The organism is Pseudomonas aylmerensis, from assembly GCF_001702265.1.
GTDB lineage: Bacteria > Pseudomonadota > Gammaproteobacteria > Pseudomonadales > Pseudomonadaceae > Aquipseudomonas > Aquipseudomonas aylmerensis.
Genome location: NZ_MAUE01000049.1, coordinates 1 through 18,274, shown reverse-complemented (window position 1 = coordinate 18,274; position 18,274 = coordinate 1). Strand labels below are relative to the sequence as shown.

General features: G+C 63.4%; 8 protein-coding genes. 5 read left to right on the top strand and 3 right to left on the bottom strand.

What is annotated here, in order from left to right:
* Positions 1 to 175 precede the first annotated feature (175 nt).
* Positions 176 to 1,807: a pyoverdine maturation tyrosinase PvdP gene (gene pvdP / locus BBG20_RS31410; RefSeq protein WP_065910364.1), complete on the bottom strand. Its 1,632-nt coding sequence runs from the start codon at positions 1,805 to 1,807 to the stop codon at positions 176 to 178.
* A 142-nt stretch (positions 1,808 to 1,949) separates the two neighbouring features.
* On the opposite strand from pvdP, the gene pvdM reads away from it, so the two are divergent.
* From pvdM to pvdO, 3 genes are read left to right on the top strand one after another with little or no spacing between them, the layout of a single operon-like run.
* Positions 1,950 to 3,299, top strand: coding sequence for a pyoverdine-tailoring dipeptidase-like protein PvdM (gene pvdM / locus BBG20_RS31405; protein ID WP_065910363.1), 1,350 nt, complete (start codon positions 1,950 to 1,952; stop codon positions 3,297 to 3,299).
* A gap of 18 nt (positions 3,300 to 3,317) precedes the next feature.
* Complete coding sequence (pvdN, locus tag BBG20_RS31400; protein ID WP_065910361.1) at positions 3,318 to 4,589, top strand: pyoverdine-tailoring periplasmic protein PvdN; 1,272 nt, start codon at positions 3,318 to 3,320, stop codon at positions 4,587 to 4,589.
* A 34-nt stretch (positions 4,590 to 4,623) separates the two neighbouring features.
* Positions 4,624 to 5,496 carry a dihydropyoverdine dehydrogenase gene (pvdO, locus tag BBG20_RS31395; RefSeq protein ID WP_065910359.1) on the top strand — a complete coding sequence of 291 codons (873 nt, stop codon included), beginning with the start codon at positions 4,624 to 4,626 and terminating at the stop codon, positions 5,494 to 5,496.
* A gap of 489 nt (positions 5,497 to 5,985) precedes the next feature.
* On the opposite strand, the gene BBG20_RS31390 is transcribed toward pvdO, so the two are convergent.
* Complete coding sequence (locus BBG20_RS31390; protein ID WP_065910358.1) at positions 5,986 to 6,816, bottom strand: N(5)-hydroxyornithine transformylase PvdF; 831 nt, start codon at positions 6,814 to 6,816, stop codon at positions 5,986 to 5,988.
* Positions 6,817 to 7,015: 199 nt separating this feature from the next.
* On the opposite strand from BBG20_RS31390, the gene BBG20_RS31385 reads away from it, so the two are divergent.
* Complete coding sequence (locus BBG20_RS31385; protein ID WP_065910356.1) at positions 7,016 to 8,668, top strand: cyclic peptide export ABC transporter; 1,653 nt, start codon at positions 7,016 to 7,018, stop codon at positions 8,666 to 8,668.
* A 99-nt stretch (positions 8,669 to 8,767) separates the two neighbouring features.
* Complete coding sequence (locus BBG20_RS31380) at positions 8,768 to 11,209, top strand: TonB-dependent siderophore receptor (RefSeq protein ID WP_065910354.1); 2,442 nt, start codon at positions 8,768 to 8,770, stop codon at positions 11,207 to 11,209.
* A gap of 153 nt (positions 11,210 to 11,362) precedes the next feature.
* Here BBG20_RS31380 and BBG20_RS31375 read toward each other — a convergent pair.
* Positions 11,363 to 18,274, bottom strand: a 6,912-nt coding sequence (locus BBG20_RS31375) for a non-ribosomal peptide synthetase (protein WP_141697332.1), incomplete at its 5' end; no start/stop codon positions are given.

The following is an 18,274-nucleotide window of genomic DNA, read 5'->3' as shown; positions in this document are numbered from 1 at the left end:
ACAGCCGGGGGCCTGGAAGGCTTCCGGCAGGGTTGGGAAATTAAGGGATTTGACCGCAGGGAGGTGACATGGGAAGCGGGGACAAGGGCGCCAGCCCTGGGATCGGGCTGAGCAGCGGTGTGGTTTTAACGCGCAGGCGCGCCAGCGATGGCGCGGTGTCAGGCAGCGACGAGGGTCAGGCTTCGCGCGCCTTGACCTTCAAATGCCGCGCATACCAGGGCCGCTTCGGCACGCGCTTGAACAAACCCAGCAGCGCATCGTCCTCGGCACCGAAGGTGATGCGCAGCGCGAGCTTCATGGTCTCCGGATCCATCTCCATCGACTTGCCCATCTGCAACCCCGGCGTGGTGCTGCAGCCATGGGTGTCCGGGCCCAGCCACGGGTCAGCGACTTCGACCCAGCGCCCCGGCGCAAACCAGGCCACGCCGTTGACCTGCATGCGGCTGACCTCGCCGGGATTGAAACGCTCATGGGCACGAAACCAGTCTTCGATGCGGTCGTCGATCCAGCCGTGGAAGTGCCAGAACACCGGGTTAACGTGGGACGAAAACGGGTCTCCGAGGAAGTCGTTTTCCGCCGCATACCAGCGCGGGGCGAAGTCTGCCGGGTCGCGGGCCAGGGGCACGGGCGCACCGTTGGAAGGGTCACGGGGCACCGAGGCCCAGCGCATGTGCAGCCAGTCATGCAGGCCCAGCTCCATCTCCGAGCCCAACTGGCCGAGACTCAATCTGGCCAGGTAACGCGGGTCGCGGTACTGGGATTCCCAGACCTGGAAATTGCTGTGGTAGGTCTCGGCGGCCTTGATGTCGCTGACCCACTGGGTGTATTCGCTGTCATCCGCGGCCCACCAGGTGGGCGGCAGGGCGAAGCCATCGTGGTTGTCGAAGTACCGCAGAAAGCCCAGGCGATCGCGCTCAAGGGGCGGTTGCGGCGCGGGGAATTGCGGCCATGAGGGCAAATCCTGCATTGAGCGCGCGGTGCCGAGCATGTGCCGGTGCATGAAGAAGAAATCGATGCCCGAGCCGTTGCGGTCCTTGTGCTTGCCACGCGCGTCACGTTCCTTGCCCCGTGGGCCGGGTTGCCAGCCGATGCCGCGCAGGGCCTCGCGCTTTTCTTCGGAGAGCTTGTGCCACTGGTCCCGGGTGGCGTGCCACAGCTGATGGAACAGGCGGTGCTCGGGCGCGATCAGCCAGGCCAGCAGCGTCGGGTTGAGGCCGATGCGTTGGCGCGCTTCGGGAAACCAGTGTTTGTGGGCAATGAAGCGGTTGTCGCGCTCGGTCAATGCCAGCGGGCGATCCAGGTCGAGGATCTGCCCGCTGAGGGTGCTGCTGCCGGCGTTGGCAAAGTCCGCCCAGACCTGGTCGAGGGTCATCTTGAATTCATAGGCGGGCCTGCCGTCGGCGGAATCGCGGTCGATCAGGCGCCAATAGAGCAAGGCGCTGTCGCCGCTCACCAGGTCACCGAGTACGCGATAGCGCGGCTCGCCTTCGGCGCGCAGGTTGGCGGCGGTGTCCAGGTAGCCACGCACGCCGCGGCCACGCGGGGCGATGTCGAGCAGCAGTTCCAGGCCTTGCAACGGCAGGCCCTTGAGGCCGGCGTCGCGACCTTCCAGGCGCAGGCTCCACACGCCACGCAAGGTGTTGGCCAGGTGCTGGCCGGCAGTATCGGCCAGCGCCACCGTGGCCTCGCCGGGGGTGATGGGGAATTCTTCTTCGCGCGTCAGCTCGCGATGGGCATAGAAGGCCGCCGGCACAGCGGCGCCGGTGAGCGCCAGGCCGGCGATGAACCCACGTCGAGAGATGGTCATTGTCTACCTTAGGAAACGGCTTTATCAGAGCTAGAACGTTTGCAGCCCGGGGAAATTTACCGCGCTGTCGGCGGCGCCTAAATTTGCGCGCCCATCACTCGTTCTTCCCTGATAGCGAAGGGCTCAACTGACTGAGATGGCAATGACAAAACCACGTTCGAAAAAGGCGCTGTATATCGGCCTGCCGCTGGCACTGGCCATCGGTGCCGGGGCCGGTTTCCTGGTCTGGGATCACTGGTTCAAGGGCAATGCCGGCTATCCGCTGGAGGTCATCAAGCAGGCCAATGAAATGCAGGACCGGCTGCTGTCGTTCGACAGCCATATCACCGTGCCGGTAGATTTCGGCACCGCCGGCAACGAGGCCGACAAGGACGGCAGTGGCCAGTTCGACCTGGCCAAGGCCGCACGCGGCCGCCTGTCCGGTGCCGCCCTGACGATCTTTGGCTGGCCGGAAATCTGGAACGGCCCCAACGCGCCGCACAAACCCACCGACGGTTTTGTCGAAGCCGCGCGCAATGAACAGGAAGTGCGCTACAAAATCATCAGTGGCATGGTCCGCGACTACCCCAACCAGGTCGGCATCGCCTACACCCCGGACGACTTCCGGCGCCTGCATGGCGAGGGCAAGTTCGCGATCTTCATCAGCATGCTCAACGCCTACCCGCTGGGCAACGACCTCAACCAGCTGGACCTGTGGACCGCACGCGGGATGCGCATGTTCGGCTTCAGCTATGTGGGCAACAACGCCTGGTCCGACTCGTCGCGCCCGCTGCCGTTTTTCAATGACTCGGTGGATGCCCTCGACGGCCTCTCGGACATCGGCAAGCAAGCGGTGCACCGCCTGAATGACCTCGGCGTGATCATCGACGTGTCGCAGATGTCGACCAAGGCCCTGGAGCAGGTGGCGCAGTTGAGCCGTACGCCGATGGTGGCATCGCACTCGGCGCCACGCGCGGCGGTGGATATCCCGCGCAACCTCAGCGACAAGGAACTGCAACTGATCAAGCAGAGCGGCGGCGTGGTGCAGATTGTCGGGTTTTCCGCCTACCTGCGCCCGCTGAGCCAGCCGACCCAGGACAAGCTCAACGCCCTGCGCGCCCGTTTCGACCTGCCACCGCTGCCCAACCTGGCCGTGGCCTTGATGCCGGGCGACGCGATCATCGCCGCCTGGCCCGAACACAAGTTCGGCGAGTACGCCGGCGCGCTGTACGCGATCCTCGACGAAGAGCCCAAGGCCACCCTCAAGGACCTGGGTGACGCCATCGACTACACCGTGCGCAAGATCGGTATCGATCACGTCGGCCTGGCGTCGGACTTCAACGACGGCGGCGGCATCCAGGGCTGGAACAACGTCGGGGAAGTGCGCAACGTCACCGCCGAACTGATTCAGCGTGGGTATTCCGAAGCCGATATCGCCAAGCTGTGGGGAGGCAACTTCCTGCGCGTGTGGGACCAGGTCCAAAAAGCTGCCAAACCCTTGGCCAACCGCTAATCACCTAGAAGTATGTCCATGACCGACCGCCGTACTTTTCTCAAGCAGGCCGGTGTTTTCGCCGCGAGCCTGCCGCTGGGCACCGCCCTGCTCCCCCAGGCAATGGCTGCCGACAGCACGAACGACCCATGGACGGGATTCAAGCAACTGTTCAACCAGGACCCCAGCTACCTGCACTTTTCCAACTTCCTCGTGGCCTCGCACCCCAGGCCGGTGCGCGAGGCCATTGAACGTTACCGCGCACAGATCGACCGCAACCCGGGCCTGGCGATGGACTGGGACCTGCAGGAGACCTGGAAGCGCGAAGGCCAGGTCCGCGAATGGGCCGGCCGCTACCTGAAGGCCACGCCCGCGCAGATCGCCCTCACCGGGAGCACCTCCGAAGGCCTGGCGATGATCTATGGCGGGATCAAGGTGCGCGCCGACCAGGAGATCCTGACCACGGTGCACGAGCATTACGCCACCGAGTTCAGCCTGGATTTCCGGGTACGCAAGCAACAGACCCAGGTCCGCAAGATTCGCCTGTTCGACGATGCCCACCGGGTGTCCGCCGATGAAGTGCTGGGCAATATCCAACGCAATATCCGCCCCAACACCCGCGTGCTCGGCATGACCTGGGTACAGTCCGGCAGCGGTGTGAAGCTGCCCATCGGTGAGATCGGCAAGCTGGTCGAGGAACACAACCGCCAGCGTGATGACAAGGACCGTATCCTCTATATCGTCGACGGTGTGCATGGTTTTGGCGTGGAGAACCTCGATTTCCCGGACATGCACTGCGACTTCTTCATCGCCGGCACCCACAAGTGGATGTTCGGGCCGCGCGGCACCGGCCTGGTGTGCGCCCGCGACCCCGAGAACAAGTACGTGACGCCGATGGTGCCGACCTTCTCCGAGGACAAGGACTTCGCCACCATCATGACCCCTGGTGGCTACCACGCCTTCGAGCATCGCTGGGCGGCGGACGAGGCCTTCAAGCTGCACTTGCAACTGGGCAAGGCACAGGTGCAGGCGCGCATCCATGCGCTGAACACCGAATTGAAAGATCAACTGCTAACGCACCCGAAGATCGAACTGGTTACCCCACGCAGCCCCGAGCTGTCGGCCGGCTTTACTTTCTTCCGGGTCAAGGGCCAGGACAGTGATGCCGTGGCGGCCTACATGATGAAAAACCGTGTGGTGATCGACGCGGTGGACCGCGATGTCGGCCCGGTGATCCGTACCTCCCCGGGCCTGCTCAATTCCAGCGAAGAGATCCAGCGCTTCATGACCCTGCTGAACCAGCGGGCCTGAGGCCCGCCCTTTTTCCTTTGAACGAGATGCCCACATGAATCCATCCCGACTCAAGCCCCTGGGCGCCCTGGCGCTCACCGCCCTGTGCGCCGCGCTGCTGCCCAACCTGGCCCAGGCCGCCACGCCGCAACCCGGCAAAGTATTCAAGGACTGCAAGGACTGCCCGGAAATGGTGGTGCTGCCCGCCGGCACCTTCACCATGGGCACGCCGGAAGATGAAGTCGGCCGCGAGCCGGATGAAGGCCCGATGCACGACGTGACTTTCGCCAAGCCCTTTGCCATGAGCCGCTTCCATATCACCGCCGGCGAATGGGACAGCTATATCCGCCAGACCGGGGTGAAGATCGCCGATGGCGACACCCGCCCCGGCCGCGAATGTATCGCCAGCAAGCCACGCTATCCCCAGGGCCCGCGCCAGCCGGCGGTGTGCATGGACATGGATGACATCAAGCACTACGTGGCCTGGTTGTCGAAAAAGACCGGCCATCAATACCACATGGTCAGCGAAGCCCAGCGTGAATACGCTGCCCGCGCCGGCTCCACCGGGCCATTCCCCTTCCCGTTCGATGAAGGCAAGGGCTACAGCATTGCCGAGCACGCCAACACCTACGGCCCGGCAGATGGCTACAGCTATTCTTCGCCGGTGGGCAGCTATCCGCCGAATGCATTCGGCATGTACGACATGCACGGCAATGTGTACGAACGGGTTGCCGACTGCGAGCACCCCAACTACATCGGCGCGCCAACCGATGGCAGTGCATGGATGGAGCCGAACTGCGAGGGTTACCAGATTCGCGGCAATGACTGGGGCGAGGCGCCCGTGTTCTCGCGCTCGGGCAACCGCAACAACATTTTCCCGCAGACGCGCGGAGACTGGATCGGTTTTCGGGTAGTGCGCGATCTCTGACAACACAGGAGATCCAGTGTGGGAGCGGGCTTGCTCGCGAAGGCGGTGGGTCAGCCACCCTCTTCAGTGACTGACACACCGCTTTCGCGGGCAAGCCCGCTCCCACAGTTTTGATCGCTGTTTGGGCTGGGATTCGGGGTGCTGCACAGCATTTGAGCTGAAGGCACAACTCGGCTCCAACCTTGAAATACACCCCAAATGTGGGAGCGGGCTTGCTCGCGAAGGCGGTGGTTCAGCCACCCGCTTCAGCGACTGACACACCGCCATCGCAGGCAAGCCAGCTCCCACAGTTTTGATCGGTGTTCGGGCTGGAGGCCGAGGTGCTGCACGGCATTTGAGCTGAAGGCACAACTCGGCTCCAACCTTGAAATACACCCCAAATGTGGGAGCGGGCTTGCCCGCGAAGACGGTAGATCAGCCACCCTCTTCAGCGACTGATACACCGCTTTCGCGGGCAAGCCCGCTCCCACAGTTGGCACCGTGTCCGCTTTAGATACCCTTCTGCGCCAACAACTCCAATCCTTCATGCAACGCCGGGAACAGGCTGTTGTTGAAGTTGTTCCAGCGCAGTTCGAGGATGGTGTCGTCCGGCGCAATCTCGGTCTTGAGCACGTCGTGGAACACTTCGCCGGAGTCGATGCCATTGTCCACGTAGTGGAACGACGCGCCCGTCAGGTACAGCGGCTCGGACGGGGTGGTGGCCTTGGTCGCCCAGTCCACCACCGTTTGCCCACGTGCGCCGTACAGCGCATTCCAGGTGGCGTAGGCGCCACGGCGCTCGTACGGCGACTCGATGCGGGTAATCCCCGGATGAATGTTCATGATCCGACGCGCAAACGGCGCACCCGGGCGCACCAGTTCATCGAGGATCACCAGCAGCCCATCGAGCACCACGATATCGGCCTTGAGCTCCACCAGAGTGTCATGCAGGCGGCGTTCGAAATCCTGCTTGCCGGCGATGTGCTCGGCGCTGCCGCGTGGCAGGCGACGATAGGTGGACGGCACGCTCAGCAGCAGATCGTTGACCAGGCGCCCCTGCACCCGCAGGTCGGCCGGGTACAGCCACTGGCGGCCCGGCTGGTAGGCAAAGCCGTAGTCGCTGACCAGCTGCTGGTCACGCGGGTTCTGCTCGTCATCGTCATACACCACGCCTACCAGGTTGTAGGCCTCGCCCAGCGGCGTGTCGTTGAGCGACCCCACCAGAAACTCCAGCACCGACTTCATGTAGCGCTCATGGTCCTTGTAGGCCACAGGCTGCCCGGCCTTGTCGGCGGCGGCATTGCGCAGGGACCACACGTACACCAGATTCTTTTTCGTCATTGTTTCGCTCTCGCTGGATAGATCAGGCACGCGCCCATACGCGTGCGCCTACCCAACAAGAACGAACCAGGCGCCGGGCAATTTATCCGCCGCCGTCCCCGCCGGGCACGCCGAGCTAAATAGTCGCGCCAATCCTTCGTTTGTCATGGGTAAGGGTCTGTGTGCCCAGCCCCCTCTATTCACTTTCCGGGAAGTACTTATGACCGACCCCAAGCGCGGCGCCTTCAAGGGTTTGCTCGCATTGCTCAGGCCTTTTCGCACCATCGTGACGGTCTCCGTCGCCCTGGGCATGGCCGGCGGCCTGGCCATCACGTTGCTGCTGGCGACCATCAATAACGCCCTGCACTCCGCCACCGGCATGACGCACGGCGTGATTCTGACGTTTGCCGCGTTGTGCCTGCTGGCGCTGACCAGCTCGATTGTCTCGGATATCGGCACCAACTACGTCGGCCAACGCATCATTGCCGCGCTGCGCAAGGACCTCGGCGAGAAGGTGCTGTCGGCGCCCATCGAGCAGATCGAACAGTACCGCTCCCACCGGCTGATTCCGGTATTGACCCATGACGTCGACACCATCAGCGATTTTTCCTTCGCCTTCACCCCGCTGGCCATCGCGACCACCGTGACCCTGGGCTGCCTGGGCTACCTGGCGTACCTGTCGGTGCCGATGTTCCTGATGATGGTCGTGGCAATCATCATCGGCAGCAGCGTGCAATTCATCGCCGGCGCCAAGGGCATCCGTGGCTTCGACGAAGCCCGCGACCAGGAAGACGAACTGCAACGCTACTATTCGGCGATCGCCTCGGGTGCCAAGGAGCTGCGCATCCACCGGCCACGACGCTACCGCATGAACACCCACCGCATCCAGGAGACCGCCGACCGCATCAGCGATATCCAGGTGCGCTCGGTGAACATTTATATCGTCGCCAAGACCTTTGGCTCGATGCTGTTCTTCGTGGTCATCGGCCTGGCCCTGGCGATGCAGGCCTACAACCCCAACCCGGACCCTGCGGTGATCACTGGCTTCGTGCTGGTGCTGCTGTACATGAAAGGCCCGCTGGAACATGTAGTGGGTTACCTGCCGATCATCGGCAAGGCGCGCATTGCGTTTGCGCGGATCACCGAACTGTCCGAGCGTTTCTCGTCCCCCGAGCCCCACTTGTTGATGGACGGCAGCGAAGCCCCGACTCCGGTGGTCAACAGCCTTGAGCTGCGCGGTGTGACCTACAGCCCGCCGCCGGTGGAAGGCAGCCAGCCGTTTCACCTGGGGCCGATCAACCTGAGTATCAAGCAGGGCGATATCGTGTTTATCGTCGGCGAGAACGGCTGTGGCAAGACCACCCTGATCAAGCTGCTGCTCGGCCTCTACCAGCCCCAGGCCGGCGAAATCCGCCTGAACGGCGAAACGCTGACCGCTGCAGCACGCGACGACTACCGCCAGTTGTTCACCACGGTATTCGCCGACTACTACCTGTTCGATGACCTGGTCCAGGGCAGCGCCACCCAGTCGCTGGACAGCGCCGCCAAGTACCTGGAACGCCTGGAAATCGCGCACAAGGTCAGCGTCAAGGACGGCGTGTTCAGCACCACCGACCTCTCCACCGGCCAGCGCAAGCGCCTGGCACTGGTGAATGCCTGGCTCGAAGAACGTCCGGTACTGGTGTTCGACGAGTGGGCGGCCGACCAGGATCCGGCGTTCCGGCGCGTGTTCTACACCGAGCTGCTGCCGGACCTCAAGCGCCTGGGCAAGACCATCATCGTGATCAGCCATGACGATCGTTATTTCGATATCGCCGATCAGTTGGTGCGCTTGAGCGCAGGGAAAGTCGTGGCAGAACTGGAGCCCGCATAAATTTTTCCGGTTTATGCGAGTGGGAACGTCTCATATGCAGCAATGAGAATTAACCGCATTAACCACCTATTTGCCAACACTTAAAAAGAGAAACACACCATGCCCGTACGGCTTGCCCTCAGCCCATTGAGCACCGCACTTTCCATGCGGCGGGCTTTGAAATTCAACGTTCTGCCCAACGCCCTGGCGCTGGCGATCAGCCTGCCCGTAGCAGGTTATGTGCAGGCGGAAGAATTCGAATTGAACATTCCGGCGCAACCACTGAGTACTGCGCTGCAGGTGTTCGGTCAACAGACCAACCTGCAAATCCTGTACAGCCCGGAAACCGTGCAGAACAAACACAGCACGGCGGTCAGCGGCAAAATGGACCCGGTACGGGCAATCGAGCGCCTCCTGGGGGGGACAGGCGTAAGTTACAGCCTGCAAGGCAGCTCGATGATCATCAACGCGCCAAGCTCGGGCACCGGCGCCGTGGAGCTGGGGGCCACCCAGATCAACGCCAACCAGCTCGGCACCATCACTGAGGACAGCGGCTCCTATACGCCGGGCACCATCGCCACTGCCACCAAGATGGTACTGACACCACGGGAAACGCCCCAGTCGATTTCCGTGGTCACCCGCCAGACCATGGACGACTTCGGCCTCAACGGCATTGACGACGTGATGCGTCACACACCGGGCATCACCGTGTCGACCTTCGACAGCGAGCGCACCAACTACTACGCACGCGGATTCCCGATCCAGAACTTCCAGTACGACGGCGTGCCGACCACGCGCAACGACGGCTACTCGGCCGGCCAGACCCTCAGCGACATGGCGATCTACGACCGCGTCGAAGTGCTCAAGGGGACTACCGGCCTGATGACCGGCGCAGGCGGCCCTGGCGGTACCATCAACCTGGTGCGCAAGAAACCCACTGCCGAGTTCAAGGGCCATGTCAGCCTGGGTGCCGGCTCGTGGGACAACTACCGCTCGGAGCTGGACGTCAGCGGCCCGCTGACCGACAGCGGCAACGTGCGCGGGCGCGCCGTGGCGGTGCATCAGGACCGCCATTCGTTCATGGACCACTATGAACGCAAGACGGATGTCTACTACGGCATCCTCGAATTCGACCTGACGCCCGACACCCTGCTGACCGTCGGCGCCGACTACCAGAACAACGACCCGAAAGGCTCCAGCTGGTCGGGCAGCCGTTCGCTGTTCGATGGCAACGGTAACGAGATCAGCTTCAACCGCGGCTACAACAACGGTCCGAAATGGAGCAGCTGGGGGCAATACAGCCGCAGTGTGTTCGCCACCCTGGAACACGCCCTGGATAACGGCTGGATCGCCAAGGCCAACTACAGCAACCAGCTCAATGGCTACAACGCGCCGCTGGGTTACGCATCGCCCATACCGAATTCCAGCGACCGGGCGTCGGTCTATGGCTCCAAGTTCACCGGCAAGACCATCAGCAACAACGGTGATTTCTACCTCTCCGGGCCGTTCAGCCTGGGTGGACGGGAGCATCAACTGGTCGTCGGTTCCTCGGTCTCGCGCTCGCACTGGCAAGGCAACGACTATTACGGCTACGAAGCGACCTACAGGGACGGCAATAATTTCCCGCTCTATGAGTGGGACGGTGACAGCCTCGAACCGCAATGGGGCCCGGCCCACGAGAAAGACGACATCACCCGCCAGGCGGCCGTCTACTTCTCGACTCGCCTGAGCCTCACCGACGACCTGTCGCTGTTGCTCGGTTCGCGCCTGGCCGACTACCGGCTGACCGGCACCAACGACTCGCGGGAAACCGGCAAGGTCATCCCTTATGCCGGCATGGTGTACGACCTCAACAAGAATTTCTCGGTGTACGCAAGCTACACCTCGATCTTCATGCCGCAGATGCTGCGGCCCGACCGCAACAACAAAATGGTCGAGCCTGACGAGGGCGAGAACTACGAGCTGGGTCTGAAGGGCGAGTTCTATGACGGCCGCTTGAACGCCAGCCTCGCCTACTTCGAGATTCATGAATCGAATCGGGCCGAGGAAGACACCGAGTACAACAACAATATGCCGGCCAACTCGCCCGTCGAGTGGGCCTACATGGGCATCAAGGCCAAGACCAAGGGCTATGAAGCCGAGATCTCCGGCGAATTGGCGCCAGGCTGGCAGGTGCAGGCGGGCTACACCCACAAGGTGATCCGCGATGACGACGGCAAGAAATTCTCCACCTTTGAGCCTCAGGACCAGTTGAACTTCTATACCAGCTACAAGCTGACCGGCGCCCTCGACAAGCTGACCCTCGGCGGCGGCGCGCGCTGGCAGGGTGAGGTCTGGCAGGATGTCTACAACCGCGGCAAGAATGTGACCCAGCGGTTTTCCCAAGACCCGTACTGGCTGGTGGACGCGATGGCGCGCTACCAGATCAGCAAAAACCTCTCGGCCACGATCAACGTCAACAACGTGTTCGACAAACGCTATTACACCAACATCGGGTTCTACACCTCGTCTTACTCCGGCGACCCCCGCAACGTGATGCTGTCGACCCGCTGGGACTTCTGACCCCCGCCTAGGCAATCCCCCAACACCCTGTGCAGGCACCCTGCACAGGGTGTTTTTTTGGGCGGGTAATTCGTCTTGGCTGCCGTTGCCGCCCGCACATCAAAAAGCCCCAGCGCACATCACGTGGGCTGGGGCTGTCTGGTCAGGCGACGGTTACTCCATGGCGGCTACAAAGCTGCGTACGAACCCGGCGTTGTCAATGATGCGCTCATGGTCCACCTCGATGACCTCCGAGCGCACCACACACGCCGCGCCGATCACCCGCTGCATGCTCGCCTCAATCAATGCCTTGTGTTGGCCTGCACGGCTCTTGGCCGCCCACCAGCAACTGACCGGCGCCTTGAGCGGCTTGAAGTCCGCCTGTTCCATGCGCTTGAACAACGCACGGTCGACCTCCCAGGAGACCTGTGCCTCATTGCCGCCCAACAGTTCCTGCTTGATGTCCTGGAACGCTTGGCCCAGGGAGGCCTCGGCCCATTCGACGAAGCCTGCCCATTGCTGGTCTTCAGCGATGTGGGTGGCCTGCAAGCCTTTCCAAGCGCGGTGGATCGCCTCTGCAGAGGCCGGGAACATCACGCCGAGTAATGCCACGCGTCGTTCGTTGTCGGAGATCTCGCTGTCATCGCAGACGACTGCCGCGTCCCAGTACTGCGTGAGCCAGCGCGGTGGCGAGGAGTCGATCCAACCGACAAACTCCACCTGCCGACCCGCCTGCTCCAGGCCATGGGCCACTTCGACCGCCAGGTTGCCGCCCAATGACCAGCCACCCAGACGGAAGGCGCCTTCGGGTTGAGCCTCCAGCAACTGTGCGGTGTAGTCCTCGACCATCGCGGCCCAGGACGGCACTTGCGCGCCCTCCTCGGCCAATGCACGGCAAATCACACCGACCACCGGCCGCTGATCGCGCAGCGCCAGGGCAATGGCCTTGTAGCAATGCACTGAACCGTAGCTGGGGTGGAACAGGTAGAGCGGCGTGCCCTCGGTGCGGCTATTGAGCGGCACCAGCAGCGACCGGCGCGCAGTGCCTTCCAGGCAAGCAACCTGGGCACGCACGGTCGGGTTGAGCATCAACTGACTGACCGAAAGGCCGATGCCGCTGGCCTTGCGAATCCGCTCCTTGAGCATCAAGACCAACAGCGAGTGGCCGCCGAGTTCGAAGAAGTTGTCGTGGACACCCACCTGCTCGACGCCGAGCACCTCTCGCCAGAGGTGCGCGACCGTGTGCTCCAACGCGGTCTGCGGCGCTTCAAAACGCTGGCTTGCCTGTGTGTCCGGCTTCGGCAGGGCCTTGCGATCCAACTTGCCGTTGGGGCTCAGGGGCATCTGTTCCAGCACCAGCCATTGCGCCGGCACCATGTAGTCCGGCAAATGAACGGCCAGGTGTGCACTGAGGATTTCACGCCAGTGTTCACCCTGCTCCTGCAAGACCAGGTAACCGACCAGGTGCTTGGCGTCCACCGCCAGCACCGCTGCCTCACGCACCGAGGCGTGCTCCAGCAGCCGCGCTTCGATTTCGCCAAGCTCAATGCGCAAGCCGCGCAGCTTGACCTGATGGTCGATACGCCCGGCGTATTCGATCACCCCATCAGGGCGATAGCGGGCCAGGTCGCCGGTACGGTACAGGCGCTTACCCGCGATGAACGGATGAGCGATAAAGCGCTCGGCAGTCAAGCCCGGGCGACGGTGATAACCCCGCGCCAGGCCAACGCCGCCGAGGAACAGTTCGCCGAGTACGCCGGCCGGGACCGGCTCGAAGTTGTCGTCGAGGACGTAGCAGCCGAGGTTGGCAATCGGCTTGCCGATAGGCACCGCGTCGCGACCTTCCTCGACGCACGTCCAGTGCGTCACGTCGATGGCGGCTTCAGTCGGGCCGTACAAGTTGTAGAGCCCGGCATGAGGCAGCTTGGCGAAGACTTGCTGCTGCGCATCGACGGGCAACGCCTCGCCACTGCAGACAATACGCTGCAGGCTGGTGCAGGACGCCACGTTGGCATCCTGCAGGAACGCTTGCAGCATCGACGGTACGAAATGCAGGGTGGTGACCTGCTCGGCGTTGATCAGGCTGACCAGCCTGGCCGGATCACGATGATCGCCTGGCGCCGCGACCACCAGGCGTGCGCCGGTCATCAGTGGCCAGAAGAACTCCCACACCGACACGTCAAAACTGAACGGGGTTTTCTGCAACACGGTATCGCCGGCATCCAGCGCGTAAGCCTCCTGCATCCAGCACAGGCGGTTGGTCAGCGCCACATGACGGTTGCCGGCGCCCTTGGGCTGGCCGGTGGAGCCTGACGTGTAGATCACGTAGGCGAGGTTTTCGCCGTCCAGCACAATCCCGGGGTTGGCGTCGCTGTAGTCTTCGAACCCGGCGTCACCCAATATCAGCGTTTCCAGGCCTTGAGGGACCGGCAACTGCTCACGCAGATGGGCTTGGGTCAACAGCAGTTTCACCCCGCTGTCTTCGAGCATATAGGCCAGGCGCTCACGCGGGTATTCCGGGTCGAGCGGCACATAGGCGCCACCGGCCTTGAGCACCGCGAGCAAGCCGACCACCATCTCGATGGAACGCTCCAGCGCCAGGCCGACCAGTACGTCCGGGCCCACGCCGGCTTCCAGCAAACGATGGGCCAGGCGGTTGGCGCGTCGGTTCAACTCGGCGTAACTCAGGCGCTGCGGCCCATAGGCCAGGGCCGGAGCCTGCGGTGTCAGCGCGACCTGGTCCTCGATCAACTGATGCACCGTGCGTTGCAACGGGTACTCGCGCGCCGTCGCATTCCAATCCTCGACGATCAGCGTGCGCTGCGCGTCCGGCAGCGATGGCAGGTCCGCCAGGCGCTGCACCTGCGGCAGGGTCAGGGCCTGCAACAGCTGCTGGAAGTGCTCGGCCAGGTGGACGATCGCCTGTGCATCGAACGCGGCGCGGTCGTAGTTGAACTCCACGGCCAGGCTGTCGCCCATGGCCAGCAACACGGTCAAGGGGTAATGGGTCTGCTCCAGGCTGTCCATCGCGCCGAAGCGCAAGCCGGCTGGGGAGCCCTGCTCCAGCGCTGCAGACACCGGGTAGTTCTCGAACACCAGGATGCTGTCGAACAACGCTTCACCACCGAGGCCCGCCCAACGCTGGATATCGAAGAGTGGCGTGTGTTCTTGTTCGCGCAGGCGCAGGTTTTGCGTCTGCACGGTCTGCAACCAGGTCTCCACGCTCAACTGCGGGCTGGGCGTCGCCACCACCGGCAGCGTGTTGATGAACAGGCCGACCTGCTGCTCAATCCCCGGCAACTCGGCCGGACGTCCGGCCACCGTCGCACCAAATGCCACGGTGTCGAGGCCGGTGTGGCGTTGCAAGAGCAGCAGCCAGGCGCTTTGCACCAGGGTATTAAGGGTAACTTTGTGGCGTTGGGCGAACGCCTTGAGCTGCTCGGTCGCCGCCGGTGCGAGTACCGACCGGTGAACCCCGTTGACCTGGGCCAGGTCTTGCTCGCGCTGGATCCCGCGCGACAGCCGCGTCGGCTCCTGCAGCCCCGCCAATTGGGCCTTCCAGAAGGTTTCGCTGATGACTGGATCCTGCGCCTGCAGCCAGGCGATGTAGTCGCGATAGCGCCCGTTCGGTGCACGCAGCGACTCGCCGGCATACTGCTGCATGACTTCGCCAAACAGCTGCGAGGCACTCCAGCCATCCATCAGGATGTGGTGATTGGTGTAGATAAGATGGTGACTGTCGGCACCAGTGCGTACCACCACCAGGCTCAGCAGAGGCGCCTGCTCCAGCACAAAACCTTCGGTGCGCGCGGATTCGGCCAACGCATCGAGCGCCTCGGCGCGGTCCGGGCGGTGCTGCCAATCGTGCTCGATCAACGGCACTTGTACCGTCTTGTAGACCACCTGCAACGGCTGCTCCAGCTCGGTCTGCCAGAGGAACGCCGTACGCAGGATGTCATGGTGTTCCAGGGCCACCTGCCAGGCCGCCGCGAACCGTGCAACATCCAGCCCTTGCACGTCGACGCGCAACTGGTTGATGTAGTCGCCGGAGCCCTGGCCGTACAAGGATTGAAACAGCATGCCTTGCTGCATAGGCGACAACGGGTAAATGTCCTCGACGCGACTCAACGGCAGCGCCAAGCCATCCAACTGCGCCTGGCTCAAGTGCGCCAACGGGAAGTCCGACGGCGTCGCGCCGCTGTTTTCGGGCTGGCAGCAATGCTCGATCACCGCCTTGAGCTCAGCGGCATAGTCGTCGGCCAACTGCTGGATGCTCGCCGGGTCGAACATTTCCTGGCTGAAACTCCAGCTCAGGTTCAACTCGCCGCCATACACCTGGCCATTGATTTCCAACCAGTTGCCCAGCGACGCTTCGGGGCTTTGATCGGCCCCGGCCGCATCACCGGAAGGCATGAACAGGCCCTGCTCGTCACTGCTTTCGAAGCTGGCATCGAACTGGCCGAGATAGTTGAAGGTGATGCGTGGCTGCGGCAGATGCGCCAGGGTTTCACGCACTTGCGGCGGCCCCAGGTAACGCAAGGCGCCAAAGCCGATCCCCTTGTCGGGAATGCCGCGCAGCTGCTCCTTGATGCCTTTCACCGAGCCCCCCAGGGTCAGCGCCGGGGTCAGTTTCACCGGGTAGAGACTGGTGAACCAGCCGACGGTGCGGGTCAGGTCGATGTCTTCGAACAGGTCTTCGCGGCCATGTCCTTCGAGGCGGATCAGGGTCGAGGCGTGACCGGTCCAGCGTCCGACCACACGGGCCAGCGCGGTCAGCAGCAGGTCGTTGATCTGCGTGCGATAGGCCGCCGGTGCGTCCTGCAACAGCCGACGGGTGTGCGTGGCATCCAGGTGCGTGGTCGCACTGGCGGCATGCCGGTTGCTCAGGCTCGCACCCGGCTGGGCGCCCGGCAGATCGGCCTCGACGCCATGCAGTTGGGTCTGCCACCACGCCAGCTCTTGCGTCAGCGCGTCACCTTGAGCGTATTGCTGCAGACGTTGCGCCCAGTCGCGGGTCGAGCTGGTCTTGGCCGGCAATGCCACCGGGACGCCACGGTCAACCTGGCGGTAGGCGGTTTGCAGGTCTTCCAGCAGAATCCGCCATGACACACCGTCCACCACCAGGTGGTGGATGACCAGCAACAGGCGCTGCGAGCCATCGTCCAGCTCGACCAGCACTGCGCGCATCAACGGGCCTTGGCCAAGATCCAGGCTGCGCTGGGCTTCTTCGCCGAGCGCCGCCAGCTCGTCAACACTGCGCAGTGCGGTCTGCCACAGCACGGCATCGGCCTGATGCTGCTCGGCGCCGCGATACACACCCTGCCAGCCATCAGCGCCTGCGAGGAACTGCGAGCGCAAGGCATCGTGATGCACGAGCAACGCCTGCAGGGCCTGGGTCAAGGTTGCCGCGTCGAGACGCGCATGGGGTTGCAGCACCACCGACTGGTTCCAGTGATGACGTTCGGCAATGTCGTCGGCGAAGAAGGCCTGCTGGATCGGCAACAGCAGCGCCTCGCCGCTCAATGCAGCCTGGCTGATCGTCAGCCCTTCGACGCCCTGGCGCGCGACACCGGCCAGGCTCTGCACAGTCTGGTGCTGGAACAGGTCCTTGGGCGTGAAGCGGATACCGGCCTGACGCGCACGGCTGACCACCTGGATCGAGATGATCGAGTCGCCACCCAGCTCGAAGAAGTTGTCGTTCAGGCCCACTTGCGGCAGGCGCAGCACATCCGCCCAGATCGTCGCGAGTTGCTGCTCCAACTCACTCTGCGGTGCCACATAGGCTTGTTGCAGCAGGCTCGCATCCGGTTGCGGCAGGCCCTTGCGGTCGAGTTTGCCGTTGGGGGTCAGCGGCATCTGCGCGAGGAACATGAAGTAGGTCGGCACCATGTAGTCCGGCAGGCGGGTTTTCAGCGCGCGACGCAGGCTTTCACGAAATTCGGTTTCATTTGCCGGCTGCGTGTCGGCCGGCACCACATAAGCCACCAACTGTTTACCGGTCGGGCCTTCCTGGGCCACCACCACGGTTTCGCCGACATTGTCCTGCTCACGCAGGCGCGCTTCGATTTCGCCCAGTTCGATGCGGAAACCGCGGATTTTCACTTGATGGTCGACGCGACCGAGGTAGTCCACCACGCCATCCGGCCGCCCGCGGGTCAGGTCGCCGCTGCGATACACGCGGCTACCCGGCTTGCCGAAGGGGTCCGGCACGAAGCGCTCGGCGGTCAGTGCTGGACGCTCCAGGTAACCGCGCGCCACGCCCTCGCCGCCCAGGTACAACTCACCGGCCACGCCGATCGGTTGCAGGTTGAGTTGCGAGTCCAGCACGTAGCCGCTGCGATTGCCCAACAGCGTGCCAATCGGTGCGTAGACGGCGCCGCACGGGTCGCCCTTGCGTGCTTTCCACAGCAGTGGCGTAACCACCGTTTCCGTCGGGCCGTAGCCGTTGAACAGGTAGGTCGGCTTGAGTGCGCGCCAGGCTAGGTCATAGCTCGCCTGCGCCACGGCGTCACCGCCGAAGCAGTACACACGGACTTTCGGAGGATTACCGTCGCGCTCGGCATGTTCGGCCAGCTGTTGCAGGTACACCGGCGGGAACACGGCCATGGTCACGTTGTGACGGTGCATCTGTTCGTAGGTGTACTCGGGCAGCCACAGGCTGTCATCGCGGATCAGCACGCTCGCGCCGTTGATCAACGGGTGCATCCAGCCTTCGTGGGAGCCGTCGAAGGCGAACGACATGAAGTGCAATTCGCAATCGGCCGGCGAGGTTTCATAACGCTCGCCGGTGGCGATGATGTGCGCCACCAACGGGCCGTGGGACACCGCCACGCCCTTGGGCATGCCGGTGGAGCCGGAGGTGTAGATCACGTAGGCGAGGTTGTCGCCGTCCAGCTTCACATCGGGTGCCGTGTCGCTGAACCCCGCCCACTCCTCAGTGCGATCAATCGCCAGGCTGGTCAATCCTGCCGGGATCGGCAGTTGCTGCAACGCTCGGCTGTCGGTGAGCAGCAGTTGCGCGCGGCTGTCCTGCATCATGTACAGCAGGCGGTCGCGGGGGTATTCGATATCCAGCGGCACATACAC

Excerpts from the sequence above, each read along its gene's own strand:
- BBG20_RS31380 (WP_065910354.1), top strand. The coding sequence starts at position 8,768 with ATGCCCGTACGGCTTGCCCTCAGCCCATTGAGCACCGCACTTTCCATG.
- pvdM (WP_065910363.1), top strand. The coding sequence starts at position 1,950 with ATGACAAAACCACGTTCGAAAAAGGCGCTGTATATCGGCCTGCCGCTG.
- BBG20_RS31390 (WP_065910358.1), bottom strand. The coding sequence starts at position 6,816 with ATGACGAAAAAGAATCTGGTGTACGTGTGGTCCCTGCGCAATGCCGCC.
- pvdO (WP_065910359.1), top strand. The coding sequence starts at position 4,624 with ATGAATCCATCCCGACTCAAGCCCCTGGGCGCCCTGGCGCTCACCGCC.
- pvdN (WP_065910361.1), top strand. The coding sequence starts at position 3,318 with ATGACCGACCGCCGTACTTTTCTCAAGCAGGCCGGTGTTTTCGCCGCG.
- BBG20_RS31385 (WP_065910356.1), top strand. The coding sequence starts at position 7,016 with ATGACCGACCCCAAGCGCGGCGCCTTCAAGGGTTTGCTCGCATTGCTC.
- pvdP (WP_065910364.1), bottom strand. The coding sequence starts at position 1,807 with ATGACCATCTCTCGACGTGGGTTCATCGCCGGCCTGGCGCTCACCGGC.